25 protein-coding genes and 1 tRNA gene are annotated in these 23801 nt (G+C 66.5%); 12 read left to right on the forward strand and 14 right to left on the reverse strand.

The features are described from left to right. Window positions 1–40 precede the first annotated feature (40 nt). From GU920_RS12725 to pgi, 6 genes are all read left to right on the forward strand, one after another. Window positions 41–625 (forward strand): HNH endonuclease, encoded by a 585-nt coding sequence (locus GU920_RS12725; RefSeq protein ID WP_161767468.1) that lies wholly within the window; start codon window positions 41–43, stop codon window positions 623–625. Window positions 626–729: 104 nt separating this feature from the next. Continuing rightward, complete coding sequence (locus GU920_RS12730; protein ID WP_161768076.1) at window positions 730–1443, forward strand: MgtC/SapB family protein; 714 nt, start codon at window positions 730–732, stop codon at window positions 1441–1443. Window positions 1444–1683: 240 nt separating this feature from the next. After that, the gene (locus tag GU920_RS12735; RefSeq protein WP_161767469.1) at window positions 1684–3474 is read left to right on the forward strand and encodes a monovalent cation:proton antiporter-2 (CPA2) family protein; all 1791 of its coding nucleotides are present in this window, start codon (window positions 1684–1686) and stop codon (window positions 3472–3474) included. Between the two features lie 151 nt (window positions 3475–3625). Beyond that, complete coding sequence (zwf, locus tag GU920_RS12740) at window positions 3626–5080, forward strand: glucose-6-phosphate dehydrogenase (protein WP_161767470.1); 1455 nt, start codon at window positions 3626–3628, stop codon at window positions 5078–5080. Next, window positions 5077–5748: a 6-phosphogluconolactonase gene (gene pgl, locus GU920_RS12745; protein ID WP_161767471.1), complete on the forward strand. Its 672-nt coding sequence runs from the start codon at window positions 5077–5079 to the stop codon at window positions 5746–5748. The genes zwf and pgl overlap by 4 nt, the downstream gene beginning before the upstream one ends. 3 nt (window positions 5749–5751) lie before the next feature. Beyond that, the gene (gene pgi / locus GU920_RS12750; RefSeq protein ID WP_161767472.1) at window positions 5752–7353 is read left to right on the forward strand and encodes a glucose-6-phosphate isomerase; all 1602 of its coding nucleotides are present in this window, start codon (window positions 5752–5754) and stop codon (window positions 7351–7353) included. A 73-nt stretch (window positions 7354–7426) separates the two neighbouring features. Here pgi and GU920_RS12755 read toward each other — a convergent pair whose 3' ends face one another. The 12 genes from GU920_RS12755 to GU920_RS12810 all read right to left on the reverse strand — a co-directional run bounded on the left by GU920_RS12755 (window position 7427) and on the right by GU920_RS12810 (window position 15449). Beyond that, a complete protein-coding gene (locus GU920_RS12755; protein WP_161767473.1) occupies window positions 7427–7780 on the reverse strand; it encodes a RidA family protein in 354 nt (117 codons plus the stop codon). Window positions 7781–7842: 62 nt separating this feature from the next. Continuing rightward, a tRNA-Gly gene (locus tag GU920_RS12760) sits at window positions 7843–7916 on the reverse strand. 80 nt (window positions 7917–7996) lie between these two features. Then, window positions 7997–8533 (reverse strand): flavodoxin family protein, encoded by a 537-nt coding sequence (locus GU920_RS12765; protein ID WP_161767474.1) that lies wholly within the window; start codon window positions 8531–8533, stop codon window positions 7997–7999. Window positions 8534–8704: 171 nt separating this feature from the next. After that, window positions 8705–8917 carry a hypothetical protein gene (locus tag GU920_RS12770; protein WP_161767475.1) on the reverse strand — a complete coding sequence of 71 codons (213 nt, stop codon included), beginning with the start codon at window positions 8915–8917 and terminating at the stop codon, window positions 8705–8707. Between the two features lie 92 nt (window positions 8918–9009). After that, complete coding sequence (locus tag GU920_RS12775; RefSeq protein ID WP_161767476.1) at window positions 9010–9672, reverse strand: anti-sigma factor; 663 nt, start codon at window positions 9670–9672, stop codon at window positions 9010–9012. Next, window positions 9669–10226, reverse strand: a complete 558-nt coding sequence (locus GU920_RS12780) for a sigma-70 family RNA polymerase sigma factor (RefSeq protein WP_328799269.1) — start codon at window positions 10224–10226, stop codon at window positions 9669–9671. The genes GU920_RS12775 and GU920_RS12780 overlap by 4 nt, the downstream gene beginning before the upstream one ends. Window positions 10227–10279: 53 nt before the next feature. After that, entirely contained in the window at window positions 10280–12316 is a 2037-nt protein-coding gene (locus GU920_RS12785) for an ASKHA domain-containing protein (protein ID WP_161767477.1), read from the reverse strand. Next, on the reverse strand, window positions 12313–12711 hold the full coding sequence (locus tag GU920_RS19835) for a cupin domain-containing protein (protein ID WP_161767478.1): 399 nt from the start codon (window positions 12709–12711) through the stop codon (window positions 12313–12315). The genes GU920_RS12785 and GU920_RS19835 overlap by 4 nt, the downstream gene beginning before the upstream one ends. 205 nt (window positions 12712–12916) lie before the next feature. Next, complete coding sequence (locus GU920_RS12795) at window positions 12917–13141, reverse strand: N-(5'-phosphoribosyl)anthranilate isomerase (RefSeq protein WP_161767479.1); 225 nt, start codon at window positions 13139–13141, stop codon at window positions 12917–12919. Window positions 13142–13205: 64 nt separating this feature from the next. Then, on the reverse strand, window positions 13206–14186 hold the full coding sequence (locus tag GU920_RS12800) for a methyltetrahydrofolate cobalamin methyltransferase (RefSeq protein WP_161767480.1): 981 nt from the start codon (window positions 14184–14186) through the stop codon (window positions 13206–13208). Between the two features lie 14 nt (window positions 14187–14200). After that, the gene (locus tag GU920_RS12805) at window positions 14201–15121 is read right to left on the reverse strand and encodes a methylenetetrahydrofolate reductase (RefSeq protein ID WP_161767481.1); all 921 of its coding nucleotides are present in this window, start codon (window positions 15119–15121) and stop codon (window positions 14201–14203) included. A gap of 25 nt (window positions 15122–15146) precedes the next feature. Next, window positions 15147–15449 carry a virulence factor gene (locus tag GU920_RS12810; RefSeq protein WP_161767482.1) on the reverse strand — a complete coding sequence of 101 codons (303 nt, stop codon included), beginning with the start codon at window positions 15447–15449 and terminating at the stop codon, window positions 15147–15149. Between the two features lie 269 nt (window positions 15450–15718). On the opposite strand from GU920_RS12810, the gene GU920_RS12815 reads away from it, so the two are divergent. Both GU920_RS12815 and GU920_RS12820 read left to right on the forward strand, forming a co-directional pair. Next, complete coding sequence (locus GU920_RS12815) at window positions 15719–16858, forward strand: Ppx/GppA phosphatase family protein (protein ID WP_161767483.1); 1140 nt, start codon at window positions 15719–15721, stop codon at window positions 16856–16858. Next, the gene (locus tag GU920_RS12820) at window positions 16855–17601 is read left to right on the forward strand and encodes an RlmE family RNA methyltransferase (RefSeq protein ID WP_161767484.1); all 747 of its coding nucleotides are present in this window, start codon (window positions 16855–16857) and stop codon (window positions 17599–17601) included. The genes GU920_RS12815 and GU920_RS12820 overlap by 4 nt, the downstream gene beginning before the upstream one ends. A gap of 92 nt (window positions 17602–17693) precedes the next feature. Here GU920_RS12820 and GU920_RS12825 read toward each other — a convergent pair whose 3' ends face one another. Then, entirely contained in the window at window positions 17694–18263 is a 570-nt protein-coding gene (locus tag GU920_RS12825) for a YcbK family protein (RefSeq protein WP_161767485.1), read from the reverse strand. Window positions 18264–18599: 336 nt separating this feature from the next. On the opposite strand from GU920_RS12825, the gene GU920_RS12830 reads away from it, so the two are divergent. From GU920_RS12830 to GU920_RS12845, 4 genes are read left to right on the forward strand one after another with little or no spacing between them, the layout of a single operon-like run. Next, a complete protein-coding gene (locus GU920_RS12830; RefSeq protein WP_161767486.1) occupies window positions 18600–20237 on the forward strand; it encodes a L,D-transpeptidase family protein in 1638 nt (545 codons plus the stop codon). Window positions 20238–20273: 36 nt separating this feature from the next. Continuing rightward, on the forward strand, window positions 20274–21380 hold the full coding sequence (lpxD, locus tag GU920_RS12835; protein ID WP_161767487.1) for a UDP-3-O-(3-hydroxymyristoyl)glucosamine N-acyltransferase: 1107 nt from the start codon (window positions 20274–20276) through the stop codon (window positions 21378–21380). Between the two features lie 36 nt (window positions 21381–21416). Further along, entirely contained in the window at window positions 21417–21677 is a 261-nt protein-coding gene (locus GU920_RS12840; protein ID WP_201744171.1) for an acyl carrier protein, read from the forward strand. Further along, window positions 21674–22870, forward strand: a complete 1197-nt coding sequence (locus GU920_RS12845) for a beta-ketoacyl-[acyl-carrier-protein] synthase family protein (RefSeq protein WP_161767489.1) — start codon at window positions 21674–21676, stop codon at window positions 22868–22870. Before GU920_RS12840 ends, GU920_RS12845 begins: the two co-directional genes overlap by 4 nt. 73 nt (window positions 22871–22943) lie before the next feature. Here GU920_RS12845 and GU920_RS12850 read toward each other — a convergent pair whose 3' ends face one another. Further along, a complete protein-coding gene (locus GU920_RS12850; RefSeq protein ID WP_394351564.1) occupies window positions 22944–23639 on the reverse strand; it encodes an invasion associated locus B family protein in 696 nt (231 codons plus the stop codon). Between the last annotated feature and the right edge of the window lie 162 nt (window positions 23640–23801).

The following is a 23801-nucleotide window of genomic DNA, read 5'->3' on the forward strand; positions in this document are numbered from 1 at the left end:
ATCGGACAGATCGCAGGACGAAGGCGGAGTCTCGGCAGGCATGGACGGCGATTTCAGGACACAATTCGTAAGGGACCCGGCGGCGCTGCGGCACTATCCGGCGCTGGTGCTGAATGCCGATTACCGGCCGCTCAGCTATTACCCGCTCAGTCTCTGGCCGTGGCAGGAGGCGATCAAGGCGGCCTTCCTTGACCGGGTGCAGATCGTGGCGGAATACGATCATGTCGTCCGCAGCCAGAGGCAGGAGTTCCGCATACCGTCTGTCGTGGTGCTGAAGGAATATGTCAAACCGCAGAAGCGCGTGGCCTTCACGCGCTTCAATCTTTTTCTGCGGGATGAATTCTCGTGCCAGTATTGCGGGGCCAAGGGTGATCTGACCTTCGATCACGTGCTGCCCCGGTCGCGCGGGGGCGTGACAAGCTGGGAGAATGTGGTGGCGGCTTGTTCGCCCTGCAACCTGCGCAAGGGATCGCGCACCTTGCGGCAGAGCGGGCTGACCCTGCGCCGCGCGCCGCGCCAGCCCACGGCCGAGGAGATGCAGGCCCATGGCCGAAAGTTCCCGCCGAACCATCTGCATGAAAGCTGGATGGATTACCTCTACTGGGATGCGGAACTGGACGCCTGATCCCCGAGGGGCGGCATGACGAGTTTGGTTGTCATCATGTCGTTACAAAACATTTACATTTCTCGTGATGGGGGATGATCCGGCCTTACCTGACCGGAGGCCCCATGCTTGCCACCTATTTTCCCCTGCCGCTGCAACTGGCCGCGATCAACCTGACGGTGGCGATGGTCTGCGGGGCCTTCATCGGTTCGGAACGCCAGGTCCGGCAGCGGATGGCGGGGTTGCGGACCAATGCGCTGGTGGCTTTGGGGGCGGCGGCTTTTGTCACCTTTTCGGGCCTTTACCCCGATGAGGTGAGCCCCACGCGGGTGGCGGCGCAGATCGTATCGGGCATCGGGTTTCTGGGGGCGGGGATCATCTTCCGCGACGGGTTCAACGTGCATGGCCTGAACACGGCGGCCACACTGTGGTGTTCGGCGGCGGTGGGCATGATGGCCGGGGCGGGGGCGTGGCCCCATGCGCTATTGCTGACGGGGCTGGTGGTGTTCATCAACCTTGGCCTGCGCCCGCTGGTCAAATGGCTGAAACGCAAGACGCGGGCCGGTGTTCCGATCAGCCGCAGCTACCGCGTGGAGGTGACGGTTCCCCCGGAACAGGAGGCGGCAGTGCGGGCCTTGGTCCTGCGGACCTTGACGATCGGCGGGCTGCACCTTTCGGAGGTGGAGGTGCGGGCGGGCGAGGGGGAGGGTCTGCTGACCCTTGCCGCGCTGGTCAGTGGCGAGGGGCTGACGGATGACCGGCTGGATCTGGCGGTGCAGCGGCTTGTGGCGGAACCCGGCCTGATGCGGGTGCGCTGGCTGGCGGTGGATGAGGGATAGGGACGCAGCCCGTGCGGATTGGCTGGCTTGTGCTGCGTTGCAGCGGTTTTCCGGAGCAGGGCTGTTGACTGCGCCTGCGTTAGCGTGAATGTGAAGCCTACCTTCCGCGCAGGTAGCAGGGCAGGCGGGGCCAAGGGATGATCGCATATACCGGCCCCCACGTCCGGTTTCGCTGATCCCGGGCGCCCTGTGCTGCCCCCACATTCTGCGGCGGTCGCGCAGGCAAAGGAGGCCTGAGCCATGGCAGATAGTGCCCATTCCGCGACCGAGGCTGCACATGCCGCCTTTGACCTTTTGCCGGTGGTGGTGCTGCTGGTGGCGGCCGTGGTGGCGGTGCCGCTGTTTCGCCGCCTGGGCCTTGGGTCGGTGCTGGGCTATCTGGCGGCGGGGCTGATCGTCGGGCCTTACGGGATCGGGTTCTTTCAGGATCCGCAGGCCATCATCCATGTGGCCGAGCTGGGCGTGGTGCTGTTTCTGTTCATCATCGGGCTGGAGATGCAGCCGTCGCGGCTGTGGTCGATGCGGGGCGAGATCTTTGGTCTGGGTCTGGTGCAGGTGGTGCTGGCGATCTTTGCGCTGATCTGGGTGGGCATCCTGTTGGGCTATCCTGTGGCGGCGAGTTTCGTGGCGGGCACGGGGTTCGTGCTGACCTCGACCGCCATCGTGATGCAGATGCTGACGGAGCGGGGCCAGATCGCGCAGCCGAAAGGGCGGCGGATGGTGTCGATCCTGCTGTTCGAGGATCTGTCCATCGTGCCGCTGCTGGCGCTGGTGGCCTTTCTCGCCCCCGGAGGCGCCGAGGCGACGGTGGCGGACCGTCTGCTGGGGGTGGGGATCGGGCTGGCGGCGATCGTGGCCTTGGTGCTGGCGGGGCGCTATCTGCTGGATCCGATGTTCCGCCTGCTGGCGCGGTTCGGCGCTCGCGAGGTGATGACGGCGGCGGCGCTGCTGGTGGTGCTGGGGGCGGCGGAATTGATGCTGCTGGGGGGGCTGTCGATGGCGATGGGGGCCTTCCTTGCCGGGGTGCTGCTGTCGGAATCGACGTTCCGGCACCAGCTGGAGGCCGATATCGAACCGTTCCGCGGCCTGCTGCTGGGCCTGTTCTTCCTTGGCGTGGGCATGGCGCTGGATCTGCAGGTGATCGCGGCCAACTGGGCGATCATCGCGATTTCGGTGCCGGCTTTCATGGGGCTGAAGATGGCGGTGATCTATGGCGTGGCGCGCCTGTTCCGCGCCCGCCACCTGGAGGCGGTGGAGCGTAGTGTGCTGATGGCGCAGGGGGGCGAGTTTGCCTTTGTCCTTTATGCCGCGGCCACGCAGGCGGGCATCCTGCTGCCGGAATGGAATGCCACGCTGACGGCCATCGTCATCATCTCGATGGTGTTGACCCCGCTTCTGGTGATCGGGATGGATCGGATGGCCCGGGCGCCCGCGCCTTCGATGGATGGGGTGGACGGGGTGGAGGCGCTGGAACCCGGGCAGGATGCGGTGCTGGTGATCGGCTACGGCCGGGTGGGCCAGATCGCGAGCCAGCCGCTGCTGGCGCGCGGGCACCGGCTTTCGATCATCGACAACGACACCGACATGATCCGCGCGGCGGGCGAGTTCGGGGCGAAGGTGTTCTATGGCGATGGCACGCGGCTGGATGTGCTGCATGCGGCGGGTGCGGATCGGGCGGCGCTGATCGTGGTGGCGGTGGACCGGCGCGAGGATGCGTCGCGCATCGTAGAGTTGTTGAAGCACGAGTTTCCGCTGGTGCCGGTACTGGCGCGGGCCTTCGATCGGGGCCATGCGCTGGAACTGGTCAGCAAGGGCGTGGATTTCCAGATTCGCGAAACCTTTGAATCGGCGCTGGTTCTGGGCCGGGCGGCGGTGCTGCACCTGGGCGCCAGCGATGCCGAGGCAGACGAGGTGCTGGAAGAGATCCGCGCCCGCGACCGCAACCGATTTGCGCTGCAGCAGGTTGAAGGTATCTATGGCGGGCGCGATCTGCTGTTGGGCAATGCGCGGCAGAGCGCGCAAGGCAACTGATCCCGCGGCTTGGGCGCGGGCTGCGCGCGCCGATGGTCCGGGTGCTGGACTTTGCGGCGCGGCGGGGGTAGAAGATTTTCGTTAGCGCTAACGGCGCTGATTTCAGGTCGGACGGTGCGGCAAGGCACGGCACACAGGCAAGGATTTCCACATGGTCTCGCGCGTCATTCCGGTCGAGGTGTTCGATCTTGTGATCTTTGGGGGCACGGGCGATCTGGCCCGGCGCAAGATCCTGCCGGGCCTCTACCGCCGTTTCGTGGCCGGGCAGATGCCCCCTGACAGCCGGATCATCGGGGCCGCGCGGGCCGATTTGACGGAAGAGGCCTTCCGCGCGCTGGTGGGCGAGGCGATCGCCGAATTCGTTCCGCCCGACCGGCAGGACAAGGCCGCGATCGCGGCCTTTCTGGCGCGGATCGGCTATGTCTCGATTGATGCCAAGGGCACAGCAGGGTGGGACGCGCTGCGCGCGGTGATGCGGGCGGATGTGGTGCGGGCCTTCTACTTTTCGGTGGCGCCGGCGCTGTTCGGCGATATCGCCGAACGCCTGCACGCCCATGGCATCGCGGATGGGCAGAGCCGGATCGTGGTGGAGAAGCCTTTCGGGCGCGATCTTGCCTCGGCGCGCGCGCTGAACGTGACACTGGCGCAGCATTTCAGCGAGGCGCAGATCTACCGGATCGACCATTACCTTGGCAAAGAGACGGTGCAGAACCTGATGGCGGTGCGTTTCGCCAATATCCTGTTCGAACCGCTGTGGAAGGCCGAATACATCGACCACGTCCAGATCACCGTGGCCGAAACCGTGGGGGTGGAGGGGCGCGGCGCCTATTACGACAAGTCGGGCGCGATGCGGGACATGGTGCAGAACCACCTGATGCAGCTTCTCTGCCTGATCGCGATGGAGCCACCCTATCACTTTGACCCCGATGCCGTGCGGGATGAAAAGCTGAAGGTGATCCGCGCGCTGGATCCGGTCCGCCCCGAGGATATCGTGCGCGGGCAATATCTGCCGGGGGGCGGGCAGGGCGGCTATGTGGAGCATTCCGAGAACCCGCAAAGCCGGACGGAGAGCTATATCGCGCTGAAATGCCATATCTCGAACTGGCGCTGGAAGGGCACGCCCTTCTATCTGCGCACGGGCAAACGCCTGCGCGCCCGCGCGTCCGAGATTGCCATCACCTTCAAGGAGCCGCCCCATTCGATCTTTGACGATGCCAAGGGCTGGCGCGAGAACGTGCTTGTCATCCGGCTGCAACCGAATGAGGGCATGAACCTGATGATGATGATCAAGGAGCCCGGTCCGGGGGGGATGCGCCTGATGCAGGTGCCGCTGGACATGTCATTTGCCGATGCGCTGGGGGCGGATGCCGAGGATATCCCCGATGCCTATGAACGGCTGGTCATGGATGTGATCCGGGGCAACCAGACGCTGTTCATGCGCGGCGACGAGGTGGAGGCGGCCTGGGCCTGGGCCGATCCGATCATCGCCGGATGGGAGGCGCGGGGGGATCGCCCGCAGGGTTATGATCCCGGTTCCAGCGGGCCGGAGGATGCGCTGATGCTGATGCATCGCGACGGGCGGCGCTGGCGGGAGATCCGGGAATGAAGCTGGAAACCTATCCCGACCGCGAGTTTCTGATGCTGGGGCTGGCGAATGTGATCGCGGGCCAGTTGGCGGATTTCCTGCGCCGGGATGGGCGGGCGTCGCTCTGCGTGCCGGGGGGGACGACGCCGGGGCCGATCTTCGACACGCTGTCGGGGGTGGATCTGGATTGGGCCAAGGTGGCCGTTTTCCTGAATGACGAACGCTGGGTGGGAGAGGATAGCCCCCGGTCGAACACGCGGCTCTTGCGGGAACGGCTGTTGCGCGGCAAGGCGGCGGGGGCGGACCTTGTTCCGCTTTACGCCGCCACCGCCACGCCGGAGGAAGGGCTGGAGGCGCTTGCCGAAGGCTTGCGCCCGCATCTGCCGATTTCCGTGCTGCTGTTGGGCATGGGGGCGGATATGCATACGGCCAGCCTCTTTCCCGGGGCCGACCGTCTGGCCGAGGCGCTGGCGCCCGATGCGCCGATCCTGATGCCGATGCGGGCCGAGGCGGCGGGAGAGCCGCGCGTGACCCTGACGGCGCCCGTCCTGAAGGGCGCCATGAACATCCATGTGCTGATCACGGGCGAGGAGAAGCGCGCCGCGCTGGAGCGCGCGCTGACCCTGCCCCCGGAAGAGGCGCCGGTGCGCGCCATCCTCGACAACGCAACCGTGCATTGGGCGGAGTGAGACATGTTTGCTGAATGGGCCGCGCTGGCCGCGCATCACGAGGCGGTCAAGGACCGCAGAATCCTCGATCTCTTTGCCGATCCGGGGCGCGCCGGGGCCTTTACCGCCGATGCGGATGGCCTGCGGCTGGACTGGTCCAAGACCAACATAGATACGGCGGGCCGTCGCCTGCTGGTGGCGCTGGCCGATGCCGCGGGTGTGGCCAACAAGCGCCGCGCCATGTTCACGGGCGAGAAGATCAACGATACCGAAGGCCGCGCCGTGCTGCACACCGCGCTGCGCGATCTGGATGGCACGGTGATCGTGGATGGCAAGAATGTCATCCCCGGCATTGTCGAGACGCTGGAACGGATGGAGGCCTTTGCCCGTGACCTGCGCGAGGGCCGCTTTACGGGGCAGGGGGGCCGGATCACCGATGTGGTGAACATCGGGATCGGCGGGTCTGACCTTGGGCCTGCGATGGCGACGCTGGCGCTGGCGCCTTACCATGACGGGCCGCGTTGCCATTACGTCTCGAACGTGGATGGGGCGCATATCGCCGATACGCTGCGCGGGCTGAACCCGGAGACGACGCTGGTGATCGTGGCGTCCAAGACCTTTACCACCATCGAGACGATGACAAATGCCAAGACGGCGCGCGATTGGATGGGGACGAGGGTCGCCAATCCGGCGGCGCAGTTCGCCGCCGTCTCCACCGCCGCGGACAAGACGGCGGCCTTCGGGATCGACCCTGCGCGCGTCTTCGGCTTCGAGGATTGGGTGGGGGGACGCTATTCCATGTGGGGGCCCATCGGCCTTGCCCTGATGTTGGCGGTGGGGCCGGACAATTTTCGCGCCTTCCTTGCGGGCGGCCACGCGATGGACGACCATTTCCAGACCGCGCCGCATGATGCCAACCTGCCCGTGCTGCTGGCGCTGGTGGGGATCTGGCACAACCAGATCTGCGGCCATGCCACCCGCGCCGTGCTGCCCTATGACCAGCGGCTGAGCCGCCTGCCCGCCTATCTTCAGCAGTTGGAGATGGAGAGCAACGGCAAGCGCGTGGCGATGGACGGGTCGGATCTGCCCTATCATTCCGGCCCGGTGGTCTGGGGGGAACCCGGCACCAACGGCCAGCACGCCTTTTATCAGCTGATCCATCAGGGCACGCGGGTGATCCCTTGCGAATTCCTGATCGCGCGGCGCGGGCATGAGGGGCATCTCGCGCATCAGCATGTGCTTCTGGTGTCGAATTGCCTTGCGCAATCCGAGGCGCTGCTGCGGGGCCGCAGCCTTGATGAGGCGCGGGCGATCATGGCGAAGAAGGGCCTGTCGGGGGCAGAGCTTGAGCGGCAGGCGCGGCACCGGGTGTTTCCGGGCAACCGGCCCTCGGTCACGCTGGCCTATGAGCAACTGACGCCCTTCGTTCTGGGCCAGATCATCGCGCTGTACGAACACCGGGTCTTTGTCGAAGGGGTGATCCTTGGGATCAACTCTTATGACCAGTGGGGGGTCGAACTGGGCAAGGAACTGGCGTTGGCGCTGCAACCCGTGCTGGAGGGGCGGCAGGGGACGGACGGCAAGGACGGATCGACGGCGGCCTTGGCGGCGTGGTTCCGGGGATGAAAAACCCCCGGCATTGCGTGCCGGGGGTCAAAAATCTTCGAAGATTTTTGCAAATTTCTTCGAAGAAACTTGGTTACTTCAGCGCGGCCGTGACGATCACCTCGACCAGATAGTCGGGCGTTGCCAGCTTCGCCTCGCCCGTGGCGCGGGCGGGCGTGTGGCCCTGCGGGACCCAAGAATCCCAGACGGCGTTCATCTCGGCGAAAGTGCCGATGTCGGCCAGCCAGATCTGCGCCGACAGGATCCGCGTCTTGTCGGTGCCGGCTTCAGAGAGGATGCGGTCCACTTCGGCCAGGCATTGCCGGGTCTGTTCGGCCACGCTGTCGCCCGGATTGCCCACCTGTCCGGCCACCCAGAGGATGCCGTTATAGGCCACGGCCTCGGACATGCGGGGGCCGGTGCCGAAACGTGTGATGTCGCTGTTCATGGAGAGGTTCCTTCCTGCTTGGTGACGGCTTGCTAGCAAGCGCGGGCGGGGAAGGAAAGGGATGGAGCGGGTGAAGGGAATCGAACCCTCGTATTCAGCTTGGGAAGCTGCTGCTCTACCATTGAGCTACACCCGCCTAGGGGTGGGAGGTAAGCGATGCGCGGGGCGGCGTCAAGCGTCAAGCGCCGTGGCAGGGCGGAAGCGGCGGGGGACAGATCAAGGGCGGAGAAAGTTGCGCGCGGCGGCCATGGCGGTGGCGTCCCGTGCCACCTCGCCCGCCGCGTCGCCCACCCCGTGCAGGGCGCCGCCCCAGCGCATGCCGAGCCATTGGATGGAGCGCTGCACCATCGCCTCGACCGGTGCGGTGACGGTGGGATCGGGATCGGCCCGCGCGGTGATGAGATAGACGGTCTTGTCCCGCGCCCAGGCGTCAAAGCCTGTTTCGGCTGCGTCCAGCCAGCCTGACCAGTGATCCATCAAAAGCTTGGCCGGGGCAGGCAGGGCATACCAGTAGACCGGGGCCACGAGGACGATGTCGCTGGCCTGCCGCATCTGGGCCATCACTTGCGCGACGGGGCCCTCGGGCAGAGCGCTGCCGGGCCGCAGGTCGCGATAGGGCGGGATCTGCAGCGCGGTCAGATCCATCCAGTGCTGCGCGCGGTCGGGCAGCCCTTCGGCGGCGACCCGGGCCAGTAGGGCCGAATTGCCCGCAGGTCGGGCCGAGGAGGTGAGAAACAGAAAGCGGCGCTCCATGCGGGAAGGCAAAGGCATGGCCCTGCAAATGACAAGGGGGTTTCGGGCGAAATAACCCGAAACCCCCTTGCCCGTCCCGAAGCCGTTGTTTTGGGGACAGGATACCGGCCCCGGGAACGTCAGATGCGCGAGGCAGGGAGTGACGGCCCCGCCCGCGCCTGCGCCCCGCGCTTAAGCCGCGGGCAGCAGTGCCGTGGCGAACAGGTCAGACCGCCTGTTCGCGTGTTTCGCCTGTGCGCGGATGGCCATGCCGTGTTGGCCCTGACCTGCGGCGGTCGTTTCCGCATCGGCATCCATCGCAGCGGTGACTGCCTTTGCCGCGCGGTCGGCGCAGGCTGCGACCGCTGACTGCAGGACGGCAGAGATGGCAATCCGATGCATCATCGTTCCGCTCCGAGGGTTGGGCGGACTGTGCCGCCTTCACTCTGAGCTACGCAGGGATGCGGCCGGAGTTTCAGGCGGGCGGAAAAAAAGGATCACAGATCCGTGATGACGCCTGCCGCGACGACCGGCCCAGTCGGTGCCCCCGTGGGCGATCCGCCTGCCGGTTCCACGGAGACGGCGATGGTCCAGCCGGCGGGTGCCTCGGGGTAGGGGACGGCGATGCTGTCGCCCTCCATCAGGCCGAGCGAGACCGGGGCCGCGTCGGGTGCGATGATCCAGACCTCCTGCACCTGTCCCTGGGGCGCGGCGCTGCCCGCGACGCGCGTCACGGTCAATTCCTGCCCGTCGAAGCGTGCCTCGAAGCGCAGGGCCGCGCCCTCCTCGCCCAGGGTGGCGACGATGGGCGCGGGCGCGGGCGGGGCCAGCAGGACCACGGCGGCAATGGCCACGGCGGCGGCGGTCAGCGCGCCCGCAAGCCAGCCGAAGAGGGGCCGCCGTGCGGGCCGGGCGGGCGCCGCGAAGAGCCGCGCCTCGATGCGGGGCAGAAGGGCGGGATCGGGGGCGACCTCGGCATAGGCGCCGTTCAAATCGGCAAGGCGCGTTTCCCATGCGGCCACGCGCGCCGCGAAGGCGCTGTCGTTCTTGATGCGCGCCTCGGCGGCGCTGCGATCCGCGAGCGACAGCACGCCCAGCACATATTCGGCGGCGAGCGCCTCATCCTCTTCCAGAGGCGACAGGGGGAGGTCGTCGGTCATGTGTCCAGACACTCCCTCAACCGCAGGAGGCTGCGCCGCAGCCATGTGCGCATCGTGTTGAGCGGGACGTCGAAGCGGGCCGCGAGATCGGCATAGGACAGCCCGTTCAGATAGGCGCCGCGCACGGCCTCGGCGCGGTCGGGCTCCAGCGTTGCGAAGCAATCGGCGATGCGCCCTGCCTCACCCATAGCGATCAGGCGGTTCTCGGCCGTGGGTGCCGTGTCGCGCACCTGATCGAGCATGTCCGTGTCATCGCGCGGCGGATCATCCGGGCGGGCACGCAGCCGATCTATGGCATGGTTCCGCGCGATGGCGATGAGCCAGGTCATGCCGCGCCCCTTCGTTGCGTCAAAGCGTCCGGCGCGCAGCCAGATGCGGGTGAAAACTTCCTGAAGCGCGTCCTCTGCCTCAGCCCGATTGCCAAGGATACGCAGGAGCACGCCCAGAAGTTTCGCCGCGCAACGCGAATAGACCTCACGAAAGGCGGCGCGGTCCTGAGCGGCCACCTTGAGAAGGAGTTCGGCTACCGGGTCTTCCTCGGTCGTCATCATCATCCCGCTGTTCTGCCCATCGGTTCTAAAGCGTCTGGCGCAGAAGGAAAGCCCAATCAGCCGCGGCGGCGGCGGCGGCCTTCGCTGCCCGCCCCGCCCGCGTTGAAGCTGACATCGGGCAGGGTGACGATGGCGTTCAGTTCCGGGAAAGGATCGGTGGCATGGGGAATCGCGTTGGCATTCACGAAATGCTCCTGGAACTTCGGCTCGATCGCCGTTTCCACCTTGTGGATGTGATGGACCGTCGCCTCGATCTGGTTGCGCGCGGCCACGTTGCACAGCGCGATGCGCGCGCCGGTGCCCGCCGCGTTGCCCGCGCTGGTGACGTGGTCGAGCGGCACATCGGGGATCATGCCCAGCACCATCGCGTGTTTGGGGCTGATATGGGCGCCGAAAGCGCCTGCCAGCGTGACGCGGTCGACCTTGTCCACCCCCATCTCGTCCATCAGGAGGCGCGCACCTGCGTAAAGGGCGGATTTCGCCAGTTGGATGGCGCGGATGTCGCCTTGGGTCACCATGATGCGCGGCCCGCCCTCAAGGCTGCCATCATGGAGGATGTAGCTGTGCGTCCGGCCTTCGGGTGTGCAGCGCCATGTGCCGGTCTGTTCCGGGCTGCCGATCAGGCCGCCCGCATCCAGAAGGCCTGCCATTCGCAATTCGGCCACGGCCTCGATGATGCCCGAACCGCAGATGCCGGTGATGCCGGTCTGCTTCGTCGCCTCGGCGAAACCGGGGTCATCGGACCACAGGTCGCTGCCGATGACGCGGAAACGGGGTTCTTTCGTGACGGGGTCGATCTCCACCCGTTCGATGGCGCCGGGCGCGGCGCGCTGGCCGCTGCTGATTTGGGCGCCTTCGAAAGCCGGGCCGGTGGGCGAGGAGCAGGCAAGGACGCGGGTTTCATTGCCCAGAAGGATCTCGGCATTGGTGCCGACATCGACGATCAGGACCATGTCCTTGGATTTGCCGGGCTCTTCCGACAGGGCCACGGCGGCGGCATCGGCCCCCACATGGCCCGCGATGCAGGGCAGCACATAGCCCCGCGCCGCGCGGTTGAGGTTGGTCAGGTCCAGTTCGCGCGCGTCGAGCGAGAGGGAGCCGGAGGTCGCCAGCGCAAAGGGCGCCTGACCCAGTTCCACCGGGTCGATGCCCAGCAGGAGGTGGTGCATCACCGGGTTGCAGACGAAGACAACCTCATAGATTGCCGTCGTTTCGATCCCCGCCTCGGCGGCGATGGAGGCGGCAAGGGCATTGATCGCCTCGCGCACCGCGCGCGTCATCTCCACATCCCCGCCGGGGTTCATCATGGCATAGGAGACGCGGCTCATCAGGTCTTCGCCGAAGCGGATTTGCGGGTTCATCAGGCCGGAGGAGGCCAGCACCGCGCCATCTTTCAGATCGCACAGATGCGCGGCGATGGTTGTGGAGCCAAGGTCGATCGCCAGCCCGTAAAGCCCGCCCTCATGGAAGCCCGGCCAGAGGTCAAGGATGCGGGGCGTGGCGTCGTGATTGCCCTTGTGCAGCGCGACCGTGGCCTTCCATTCGCCCTTGCGCAGCACAGGCTGCAGGCGGCGCATCAGGGTGAGGTCGGCCGTCACATCATCTACCCCCCATTGGTCGCGCAGCGCGATGGCGAGACGTTCGAAATCGCCGGTCGGTTCGTGCATGTCCGGCTCGGCCACCTCGACGTAGAGAAGCCGGGTCGCGGGGTCCATCACGATGTCGCGCTGGGTGGCGGATTTGCGGATCACCTGCTTGTGGACCTGGGATTCGGGCGGCACGTCGATGACCACATCGCCCATCACCCGGGCCTGACAGCCCAGACGGCGGCCGTCGATCATGCCGCGCTTGGATTTGTAGCGTTCCTCGACCGCGTTCCATTCGGTCAGGGCGCCATCGGCCACCGTCACGCCATGCTTGGGGAAATCACCATAGCTGGGCGTGATCTGGCATTTGGAACAGATGCCCCGCCCGCCACAGACGGAATCAAGGTCCACCCCCAGCTGGCGCGCGGCCGTCAGGACGGGCGTGCCAAGCGGGAAGCGCCCCCGTTTGCCCGAAGGGGTGAAGATGACAAGCGCGTCCTCGGTCATGTCACAGGGTCCGTTTCGTGAAGGAAGCTGTAGCGGATATCGCCAAAGGAGGTGGCAGCGAAGGTGTAGAACCAGCGCAGCGGCCCGTGCGCGACCGGCACGCCATGCACGGCACCGCCCGGGATATAGAGCGCGATGCCGGGGGCCAGACGGTGCGCGACACCGTCGATCATGACCTCGCCCTCGCCCTCGAGCCCGAAATAGACCTCGGCCTGCGGATGGGAATGCAGGGGAAAGGTATCCCCTGCCGCCATGATCGCCACACCGCAGGTCAGTTCGGTCGTGTCCGTCGTCGGGGCAGAGAAGAGCGTGCGAAACCTTATGCTGCCGCGCGCCGGATCGTCCCAGCGTTCGTCGGGCAGGGCGGATTGGTCCACGGCGGTGGCGGTGGGCACGGTGTTCTCCTTCTCGCCCTGTCGTTCTAGGGCTTGGCGCAGCGGCAGCAATGCCAGATAGCGGCGTCTCGCGGCCCGCCAGCGGCAAGGCGGCATTGCGCCGCGCCCCCCCGGCAGGCCATCCCGCCCCTCAACGATTTTCCTGCGAAAAATCAGAGGGGCGCAGGCCGGAATTTTCGAAGGAAATTCGTAGGCCTGCCAAGGTTCAGAACAGCATGTACACCGGCCCGGAATGGCAGACGACGATGAACTGATCCGCCGTCTGTAACAGATGAAACCGGCGTCGCCGGACCTCGGCCATGAAACGCGCGCGGCCCACCTCGCGGTCGATCCACGCGATGTTGCGGCGGATCACCTGACCCTCGGCCGCCTTGGCGGCAAAGATCCGGGCGAGCCAGAGATCGGCATGATGATCAGGCACGGGTTCCATGAGGCGAGCTTGGTCGCCTCATGGTGAAGAATCGGTTAAGGGCGCGCTGCCGTCGCGGCGGGCGTCAGGCCCGGCCGCGGCGCCCGCCGCGACGGCCGCCCGCGGCCTGGCTTGCGGCGGCGGAGGCGTCAGAGAAGCTCAGCCCGCCCTCGACCGCTTCGAGAACCTTGGCGAAGCGGATCCATTCGCCGCCGTTCGGATCGTGGTTCATCAGGAAGTTGGCGGCGCGGATCGCCTCCATCTCCTGCTGGCGGACCGGGTTCATGATCGCGCTGGTCATGCCCGCACCGATGGCCATGGGCAGGAAGGCCCCGTTGATGCCGTGGCGGTGGGGCAGGCCGAAGGAGATGTTCGACGCCCCGCAGGTGGTGTTCACGCCCAGCTCGTCGCGCAGGCGGCGGACGAGAGCAAAGACCTGCTGCCCCGCGCTAGCCATCGCCCCCACCGGCATGACCAGCGGATCGACCACGATATCATGCGCGGGGATGCCGAAATCAGCGGCGCGTTCCACGATCTTCTTGGCCACGGCGAAGCGGACATCGGGATCGGGCGAGATGCCGGTGTCGTCATTAGAGATCGCCACCACCGGGACGTTGTATTTCTTCACCAGCGGCAGGACGAGTTCCAGACGCTCTTCCTCACCCGTCACCGAATTGAGCAGCGGGCGGCCTTCGCAGGCGGCAAGCCCTGCCTCCAGCGCAGCGGGAACCGAACTGTCGATGCAGAGCGGGACGTCCACGGTTTGCTGGACGATCTCGATCAGCGCCTTCATCAGCGGCGGTTCGACAAAGTTGTTGTCGGCATAGCGCGGGTCTTCGGCCATCTTGTTGGTGAAGACCGCGCCGGAGTTCACGTCCAGCACGGTCGCGCCGCAGGCGACCTGCTCCAGCGCGTCCTTGATGACGGTCTCGTAATTGCCCGCCTCCAGTTCCGCGGCGAGCTTCTTGCGCCCGGTCGGGTTGATGCGTTCGCCGATCACGCAGAAGGGTTCGTCAAAACCGATGACGACGGTTTTGGTCTTGGATTCAAGGACGGTACGGGTCATCGGGAAACCTTCTTTCAGGCGTTGGCCGGCTGGCCGGAAGCGCCGCCGTTTTCGGTGATCCAGGTGGCATTGGTCTTGATGCCACCCAGCGGGAAGAAATGCACGGCCTCGATCCCGAAATCCGGGTGACGTGCCTTGTGCGCGGCCAGCGCCGCGACGAATTCGGTAGGCTCGTAGGGCAGAAGAAGCTTGGTCACATCCATCGCCCGCTTCTGCAGCACGCGCAGCGAGGGGCCCACACCGCAGGCGATGGCGAACTTGATCAGGGTCTGCAGCTTTGCAGGCCCCGCCACGCCGATATGGACGGGCAGGGCGATGCCTTCGGCTTTCAGGCGATCCACCCAGGCGATCACGGGATCGGCCTCGAAGCAGAACTGGGTGGCCATGGCCATCTGCGCATCCGTCCGTTCGGCAAAAGCCGATTTCCAGCGCGCGGCTTCCATCACCATGCGGTCGGACCCATCGGGATCAATGTCCTTGTTGCCTTCGGGGTGGCCCGCCACATGCAGCCGTTCGAAGCCGTCGAAGGCGCCGGATTCAAGGAGTTGCATCGAGGTGTGGAACTCCCCCACCGGCTGCGGCACGCCGCCTGCCAGAAGAAGGCCCTGCTTCACATCCGCCTCGCCCCGGTAGCGGGCGACCCAATCCAGAAGCGTGGCGCGGTCCTTGATGATGCGCGCGGGGAAATGCGGCATCACCGGGTAGCCTTCGGCATTGAGGCGCTTGGCGGTGGCGACCATGTCCTCGATCGGTGTGCCGTCGATATGGGCGATATAGACGCGGGTCCCGGCCGGCAGGATGTCGCGGAAGCTTTCCACCTTTTCCGCCGTGCGCGGCATCACCTCGATGGAGAAGCCCTTGAGAAAGGCCTCCATCTCGGCGGCCGAAAGGGCATCGGCGGCGGGGGCCTCGCGGCGGAAGTTGAACAGGGCCATCAGATACTCCCTCGGGGTGAACGGGTCAGGCCTTGGCCCAACCGTCGGCGTCGATCAGCGCCTTGAGGCGCGTGGTGTCAAATTCGGCTTCCAGACGCGCGGCCTCGGTGCGGGCGATGTCGTCGGGGTCGCCCTCCACCTCGTAGGGGGGCGCTTTCCGCCATTCGGCGAGGTAGCTGTCGGTGTCGCGCGCGCCCACCTTCATGGCGCAGCGGTCGATGGCCTGCTCGAACCGTTCGGTGAGCTGAACCTTCGATCCGCGCCGCCCCTTGCCCACGATGACCTGGGCCGGGATGTCGCGCCAGTAGACGATGGTAACTTCCGGCATCCGATTCCCCCCGCCAGCCTTGACCCTGTTGATAGCGCCGATCCCCGACAGGCGATGTCGGTTTTCGACATGGCGCAGGCGAGGAACGACCACCACCCACGGCAGCCTGCATCTAGCGCAAAGGGGCCAGCCGCGCGACAGGGCGGGATCGGAAAAATTCTCAAGCAAATGATGAGCCGCATCTAAACGACAGGGACCGGGGCGCGGCGCCCTTGCCTTGGAGGGGGAAAGGGCGTTACCATTGTCGCAACCACAGATGGAGGGCGGTCATGACGCCCCAGCGTCCCCGGGAGGCGGACGCGATCCCGCAGCGGCAGGCTGCGCCCGAGGGCGCGGCGCCGGCGGTCGAACCGTCAGCTTCCCATCCGCCGGGGGCGGGCACGCTGTATGCGGCGCTCGACCTTGGTACAAACAGTTGCCGGATGCTGATTGCCCAACCCAAGGGCAGCCAGTTTCAGGTGGTGGACAGCTTTTCCAAGACTGTCCAGCTTGGCGTGGGGCTTGAAGCCTCGGGCCGGTTGTCGCGCGCGTCCATGGGGCGGACGGTGCAGGCGCTGCGCATCTGCCAGAAGAAGATCGAAAAGCACGGGGTGCGGCGGATGCGGCTGGTGGCGACAGAGGCCTGTCGCCGCGCGCGCAATGCCAAGGATTTCATCCGGCAGGTGCGGCGCGAGACGGGGCTGAGCCTTGAGATCATCGCCCCCGAGGAAGAGGCGCGGCTTGCCGTGATTTCCTGCGCGCCGCTGGTCAACCCGCGCACCGAACAGTTGCTGGTGGTGGATATCGGCGGGGGGTCTACCGAACTGGTCTGGATCGACCTGGCGGCCGTCCCGGCCGAGGAACGGGCGCGGTCGATCATGCGGCTACATCGCGGGTTCCAGTCGCAGGGCGACAGCGCGGCGCGGGTGGTGGACTGGATTTCCGTGCCGCTTGGCGTGGCCACGCTGAAGGACCAGTTCGCCGATGTGGAGGATGATGCCGCGCGTTTCGCCCTGATGAGCTGGTTCTTCGAAGAGAACCTCGCCAGTTTCTCGCCCTATAACGCCCAGCAGGCGCGGGACGGGTTCCAGATCATCGGCACCAGCGGCACCGTGACGACGGTTGCGGCCAGCTATCTGAACCTGCGCCGCTATGACCGCACCAAGGTGGACGGGTTGCAGATGACGTCTGACCAGATCGACCTTGTGATCCGCGAATACCTCGCGCTCGGGCCGGAGGGGCGGCGCACGGATCCGCGCATCGGGCGGGATCGCCATGCGCTGATCATGTCGGGTGCGGCTATCCTTCAGGCGCTGATGCGGATATGGCCAACGGATCGCCTGTCGGTGGCCGATCGTGGCCTGCGCGAGGGGCTGCTTTATGCACAGATGAGCGCGGATGGCGTTCTGGAGGACGGACCTTACGCATGACCGAGGGCAAGGGAACATCAGGGCGCGGCCAGCGCGAATTGCGGGTGCGGGTCAAGACGGCGAAGGGGCGCAAGCTTTCCTCGACGCTCTGGCTGGAGCGGCAGTTGAACGATCCATATGTCCAGCGCGCCAAGAAAGAGGGCTATCGCGGCCGCGCGGCCTACAAGATCCTGGAACTGGATGACCGTTACGGGTTCCTCAAACCCGGGGCGCGGGTGGTGGATCTGGGCTGTGCGCCGGGGGGGTGGTGCCAGGTGGCGGTGGCGCGGGTGAACGCGCTGGGGCAGAACCCGAAAAAGCCGGTGGGCACGGTGCTGGGTGTGGACCTGCAGGAGGTGGAGCCGATCCCCGGGGCCGAGCTGCACCAGCTGGATTTCCTGTCGGATGATGCGGATGAGAAGGTGAAAGGCTGGCTGGGGGGGCGGGCCGATGTGGTGATGTCGGACATGGCGGCCGCCGCATCCGGCCACAAGGCGACCGATCACCTGCGCATCGTGGCGCTGGTCGAAGCGGCGCTGGCCTTTGCCTTTGACGTGCTGGAGGATGAGGGGACCTTTGTCGCAAAGGTTCTGGCCGGTGGCGCCGAGAACGAGATGCAGGCGATGCTGAAGCGCAATTTCCGCAAGGTGGCCAATGTGAAGCCGCCCGCCAGCCGATCCGACAGTTCCGAAAAGTTTGTCGTGGCGCAGGGGTTCCGGGGCCGTCAGGTGGCCACGCAGGCAGCAGGCGGGGATGAGGATTGAGCGGCGATTGATCCGTGACCGGAAACGCAAAAGGGGCGCATCGGCGCCCCTTTGTTCATCTCGGCAATAGGATCGGCGGTTTTCCGCCGGCCTCAGCCGCCCCAGTGCCGAACCGGCCCGCAATCCATGTGCACGAAGTTCGAACGCGAGTAGCGGCCGACACCGCCCGAAGCGCAGGCCTCGGCCGCGCGGGCCATCTGGCTGACGGAGCGGGACTTGAGCCGCAGGTCGGCGGCTTGGCCCTTCATGTGGAGCGAGTTGCGCGCCACGCCGCCCGAACGCGACCGCAGCATCGCGTTGGTGGCCGGGCTGCGATAGCCCGACAGCAGCATATAGGGTTCCGACACATCCATCAGACGATGGGCGGCGGCCATGATGTCGATGGTGCGCACGTCCATACGGGTGGTATCATCCGACCGCCAGTCGCGCATGAAGTGATTGATTTCCTTGACAACTTCGGGGATGTAGTCGCCTTCGATCCAATAGATCGTGTCGATGCTTTCGCCGGTGCGGCCCGAATACATCTTGATCCGGCGGATATCGCCCGAACCGCGCAGCAGGCCGAAGGCATTTGAGTAGGTGGGTGCCGCCGCCACGACGGTCGCCGCAAAGATGCCAAGCACACCGCGACGCGTGATACCGAAGTTGGTCATGTCTGCCATTCTGACTGCTGTCCCCGTCCGAACCGTCGCCGCCTCTCAGAGCAGCTTCCGTGCCACTTATCCCCAAGTGTGCCGACGTTATGGCACAACAGGATTCGTCACCCAAGCGCTGATTGAACGGTTGTCCGCAGCCTCGCGCCAATCGGCAAATTTTCGCTGAATCCCGCGCCACGCTTTGCATATTTCCGCGACTGTGGCCGCTGGGCCGCTTTTGCGAAAGTGGAAACGATGAATGTCGGATGGCCCTGTCTTGCGGGCGGTTGGCGGTGGACTCTGCTTGGGGAATCACCCAAACTTGTGCAAATACACAAAAATTCGCGGATTTCGGGGAAAGTCATGGTGGTGCGGTCTGGGCCTTTGGGGCAGGGTGGCAAGTGGGGCAAGGGCCTTGGGGCGGTGGTTTTGCTGTCCTCGGCGCTGATGCTGCAGGCGCCCGTGGGCCTTGCGCAGGCGGTTCAGCCGTCCGCGCCCTATGCGCAGGCGGTGGCCGTCGCGGCGGCCGAGGATGCGGTGATCGCGGAATACTATGCCGCGCGTGACTATGCCACGCTGTGGACCGGGGCCGAGGATGCGGCGCGGCGTGCAGCACTTCTTTCGGCGCTGGACGGGGCGGCGGCGCATGGCCTGCCCGTTGCGCGCTATGATGCGGCCGCGCTGCGCGCAGGCTTTGCCGCCGCCGTGACCGAGGGCGACCGCGGCCGCCTTGAGGTGCGCATGACGCGCGCCTTTCTTGATTTCGCATCGGATGTGGCGACGGGCGTGCTGGTGCCGGAAGAGGCCGATGCCGGTATCCACCGCGAGGTGACGCGCCTTGATCCCAAGCGTCTGCTGGCGCAGGTCGAAGGCGGCGATCCTGCCGCCCTTTTGCGCGCGCTGCCGCCGGATGCGCCGGAATATGCCCGGCTGATGAAGGAAAAGCTGGCGCTTGAGGCAAAGGTCGCCGTGGGCGGCTGGGGGGCGCCGGTTCCGGCCGGATCGCTTGGCCCCGGTGATACCGGGCCTGCCGTCGTGGCGCTGCGCGACCGTCTGGTGGCCATGGGCTATCTGCGCGCATCGGCCACGGCGCAATATGACACGGCGATCCAATCCGCCGTGCAGCGGTTCCAGATCGACCATGGCCTTGCCGCCGATGGCCGCGCCGACGAGGATACGCTGGCCGAGATCAACATCGCACCGCAGGACCGGCTGAAATCTGTTGTCGTCGCGATGGAACGCTTGCGCTGGATGCATGATGTGGTGCGCGGTGACCGCCACATCTGGGTAAACCTGCCGGACTTTTCGGCCAAGATCGTGGATCACGGCAAGGTCACCTTCCAGACCCGGTCGGTGATCGGCAAGAACGTCCCCGATCAGCGCAGCCCCGAATTTTCGGACGAGATGGATCACCTGGTCATCAACCCGTCCTGGGGGGTGCCGCGGTCGATCATCGTGAAGGAATACCTGCCGCTTCTGCAGCGCAACCCCAATGCCGTCAGCCATCTGCAGGTGATCGACCGCAACGGCCGCGTTGTGCCGCGCGGGGCGGTGAACTTTGCCGCCTATTCGGCGCGCAGCTTCCCCTTTGGTCTGCGCCAGCCGCCATCGGATGGCAATGCGCTGGGGAAGGTGAAGTTCATGTTCCCCAACCAGTACAACATCTATCTGCATGACACGCCCGCGAAGGAGCTGTTCGATCACGAGGTGCGCGCCTACAGCCATGGCTGCATCCGTCTCGCCGATCCGTTCGATTTCGCCTATGCCCTGCTGGCCGCGCAGAGCGACGATCCGCGCGGCCTGTTCCATGGCCATCTCGACAGCGACCGGGAGACCACGGTCAAGCTGGAGGTGAAGCTGCCTGTGCATCTGGTCTATTTCACGGCATGGCCCACGGCGAAGGGCGACATGACCTATCGCCGCGATGTCTATGGCCGCGACGGGCGCATCTTTGAGGCGCTGACAGAGGCCGGGGTGGTCTTGAGCGCGGTTCAGGGGTAATCCTTCGGCGGAAGGACGACCCAAGGATACTGCCCCATGGCCCATACCATCCGCGACATTGCCGCTGCCCTCGGGGCCGAGGCGGACGGCGATCTTGACATTGTGGTGACCCGCGCGGCCGAGCCGCAAAGCGCGGGGCCGGATGCGCTGGCGCTGGCGATGGATCCGAAATACGCCGATGGCATCGCCAAGGGCCGGGCACGGGCGGCGCTGCTGTGGCCGCAGGCCGATTGGCGCGCGCTGGGGTTGCAGGCCGCCATCTTCGCCCCGCGCGGACGGCTGGCGATGGCGGGGCTGACCGCGCTGATGGATCCCGGCCCCGAGATCGGCCCCGGCATCCATCCCATGACGGTGATCGACCCGACAGCAGAGATCGGCGAAGGCGCGGCCATCGGCCCCTTCGTGACCATCGGGCGGGGCGTGCGGATCGGGCCGCGCGCCCGCATCGCGGCCCATAGCTCCATCGCGGAAGGGGCGCGGATCGGCGCGGATGCCCTGATCCTGCAGGGCGCCCGGATCGGCGCGCGCGTCACGATCGGGGACCGCTTCATCTGCCAGCCGGGCGCGGTGATCGGGGCGGATGGCTTTTCCTTTGTCACGCCCGAGAAATCGGGGGTGGAGGAGATCCGCGAAACCCTTGGCACCCGCGACAGCATCAAGACCCAAAGCTGGACCCGCATCCATTCCCTTGGCGCGGTCACGCTGGGCGATGATGTCGAGGTGGGCGCCAATGTCTGCATCGACCGCGGCACGATCCGCGACACGTCGATCGGATCGGGGACCAAGCTCGATAACCTTGTCCATATCGGCCATAATGTGCAGGTCGGGCGCGACTGCCTACTCTGCGGTCAGGTCGGCATCGCCGGTTCGGCGCGCATCGGCGACCGGGTGGTGATGGGCGGGCAATGCGGGGTGAATGACAACATCTTCGTGGGGGATGACGTCATCGCCGGGGGCGCGACAAAGATCTTCACCAATGCGCCGGCGGGGCGCGTGCTGCTGGGCTATCCGGCGGTGAAGATGGAAACCCATGTCGAGATGCAGAAAGCGCTGCGCCGCTTGCCGCGTCTGGCCGCGCGCGTGGCGGAAATCGAACGCGAAATCGGCGGCAGTGTCATTCCAAAGTCATCACAGAGCGACTAGATCGAGACAAATGTGACAAGAGGGAATGCCATGCACATGCATCTGCGCGACAAGGTGATCGCCATCATCGCCGAACAGGCGGTGCTCGACGTGTCGGATGTGACGATGGACAGCACGCTGCAAAGCCTTGGGATCGACTCGCTCGGTCTGGTCGAGGCGATCTTTGCCATCGAAGAGGCCTTCGATATCTCGATCCCCTTCAACGCGAATGATCCGGCGCAATCGGGCTTTGACATGACCAGCGTCGCCGCCATCGTGCACGCGGTCGAAGGGTTGGTCGCGCAGAAGGCCGCATGAGGCGGGTCGTCATCACCGGGGCGGGCACGGTCAACGCGCTGGCCCATGATGTGCCGGGAACGCTGGCGGCGATGCGGGCCGGGCGCTGTGGGATCGGCCCTCTGGATATCGCGGATGTTGACAGGCTGTCGGTGCGGATCGGCGGGCAGGTGCGGGGCTGGGATGCGGCCGCGCATCTGGACCGCGCGGCCCTGTCGGGCGCCGACCGTTTCGCCCAGTTCGCGCTGGTCGCGGCGGCGCAGGCGATGCGGGAGTCGGGCCTAGCGGTGGGGGATGGCACCGATTGCGGCGTTGTCCTTGGCACGGCGGGCGGCGGGCTGATCACGCAGGATGACAGCTATCGCGCGGTTTATGCCGAGGGGAAATCCCGTGTCCATCCGCTGACGGTGCCGAAGCTGATGCAGAACGCGGGCGCAAGCCATGTGTCGATGGCGCATGGCATCCGGGGGCCGGTCTTCACCGTCTCCACCGCCTGCGCCAGTTCCAACCATGCCATGGGTCTGGCCTTTCAGATGATCCGCGCGGGCGCCCTGCGCGCCGTGTTGACCGGCGGATCGGAGGCGATGCTGTGCTTCGGCGGCATCAAGGCGTGGGAAGGCCTGCGCGTCATGTCGGCCCGCGCCTGCCGCCCCTTCAGCCGCACGCGCGACGGGATGGTTCAGGGCGAAGGCGCAGCGGTCTTCGTCTTTGAGGAGCGCGAGGCGGCGCTGGCGCGCGGGGCCCGGATCCTGGCCGAAGTCGTGGGGTTTGCGATGACGTCGGACGCGGGCGATCTGGTGGCCCCGTCGGTGGATGGCGCGGCGCGCGCCATGGCCGGGGCGCTGGCCGATGCGGGCCTCGCGCCGGGCGAGGTGGGCTATATCAACGCCCACGGCACCGGCACCGCTGCCAATGACCGGACTGAGGCGGCGGCCATCGCGCAGGTTTTTGGGGCGGCGGCGCCCCCTGTCAGTTCGACCAAGGCCATGCACGGCCATCTGATCGGCGGCACGGGCGCGGTGGAATTGCTGGCCTGCCTGATGGCGCTGCGCGACGGCATCCTTGCCCCGACCATCGGGCATGAGGAGGCCGATCCCGACTTCGCGCTGGATGTGGTGCCCAACACCGCCCGCGCGGCGCGGGTCGAGGTGGCCTTGTCCAACGCCTTTGCCTTTGGGGGGCTGAATGCGGTCCTGGCCCTGCGCCGGGGCTGATCAGGCTTTCTGCATGTAGGATGGGCCGCGCCTGGTGGCGCGGCCCATGTCATCTGTCACGCTTGTCGGCGCGTCACTCCTGCGCGGGCGCTGCCTCGCCTTCGGCGGGTGCTGCGGGGCGCGTCGCCGCCACGGCATCATAGCCGGCGGTGAAGCCGCTCAGCGACATGTCCAGCGCCACCGTCTGGTCGGGCGCCACGGCGGGCACGATCTGCAGCGTGGCCTTGCTGCCGGCCTTGAAGGCGGCGACTTCTTCGGCGGTGAAGCCCACGCGCGCCACGCAGCCCATCTGCGAGCAGAAGGTGAAGGGATAGATCTTGGCCTCGTTCGTATCGACGCTCAGGCGCAGGCCTGCGGTCAGCAGCGTCTCCAGCGGCGCGATGATCGTGGCGCCTGCCGCCGCCTCGCCGCCATCGGGCAGGGCGAACATGCCGATCTCGGCCACCGAGTTGCCTTCGCCATCTTCGAGCAGCTGGTAAAGCTGGCAGGGCTCTTCGCCTTCCGCGACACGGACGCAGCGCAGCTGCCAGTCGTTGAAGGTTTCGCGCACATAGGTCGATCCCGGGCCATCCGCAGGCGCCGCGCCCATCGACAGTTCCTGTCCCGCGGCGCCGGCGGCGGGGGCCTCGGCGGCGGGTGCCTCAGTGGCGGGGGCCTTGGTCGCGGGGGCTTCGGTTGTTTCTTGCGCCATCACGGCCATGCCGGAGGTGGCGGCCAGACCGAAGGCCATGGCCACGGCCAGCGGGCGGGGGAAGGAAAGGAGAGACATAGACTGTGTCCTTGCTTTGTTTTGCCGCCGCTTAGCATGCCGCAGGCGCAGTGTCAGGTGCCAAATTGGTGATGGGCGGGGGCTGGCCGGGCGGCCTGTGCGCGGTTCCCGCGCCGCCTTCCCCGCAAAGAAAAAAGGGCCGGTCAACCGGCCCTTTTTCGT

Origin of the sequence: Paragemmobacter ruber (genome assembly GCF_009908315.1) — a bacterium.
Classification (GTDB): Bacteria; Pseudomonadota; Alphaproteobacteria; order Rhodobacterales; family Rhodobacteraceae; genus Paragemmobacter; species Paragemmobacter ruber.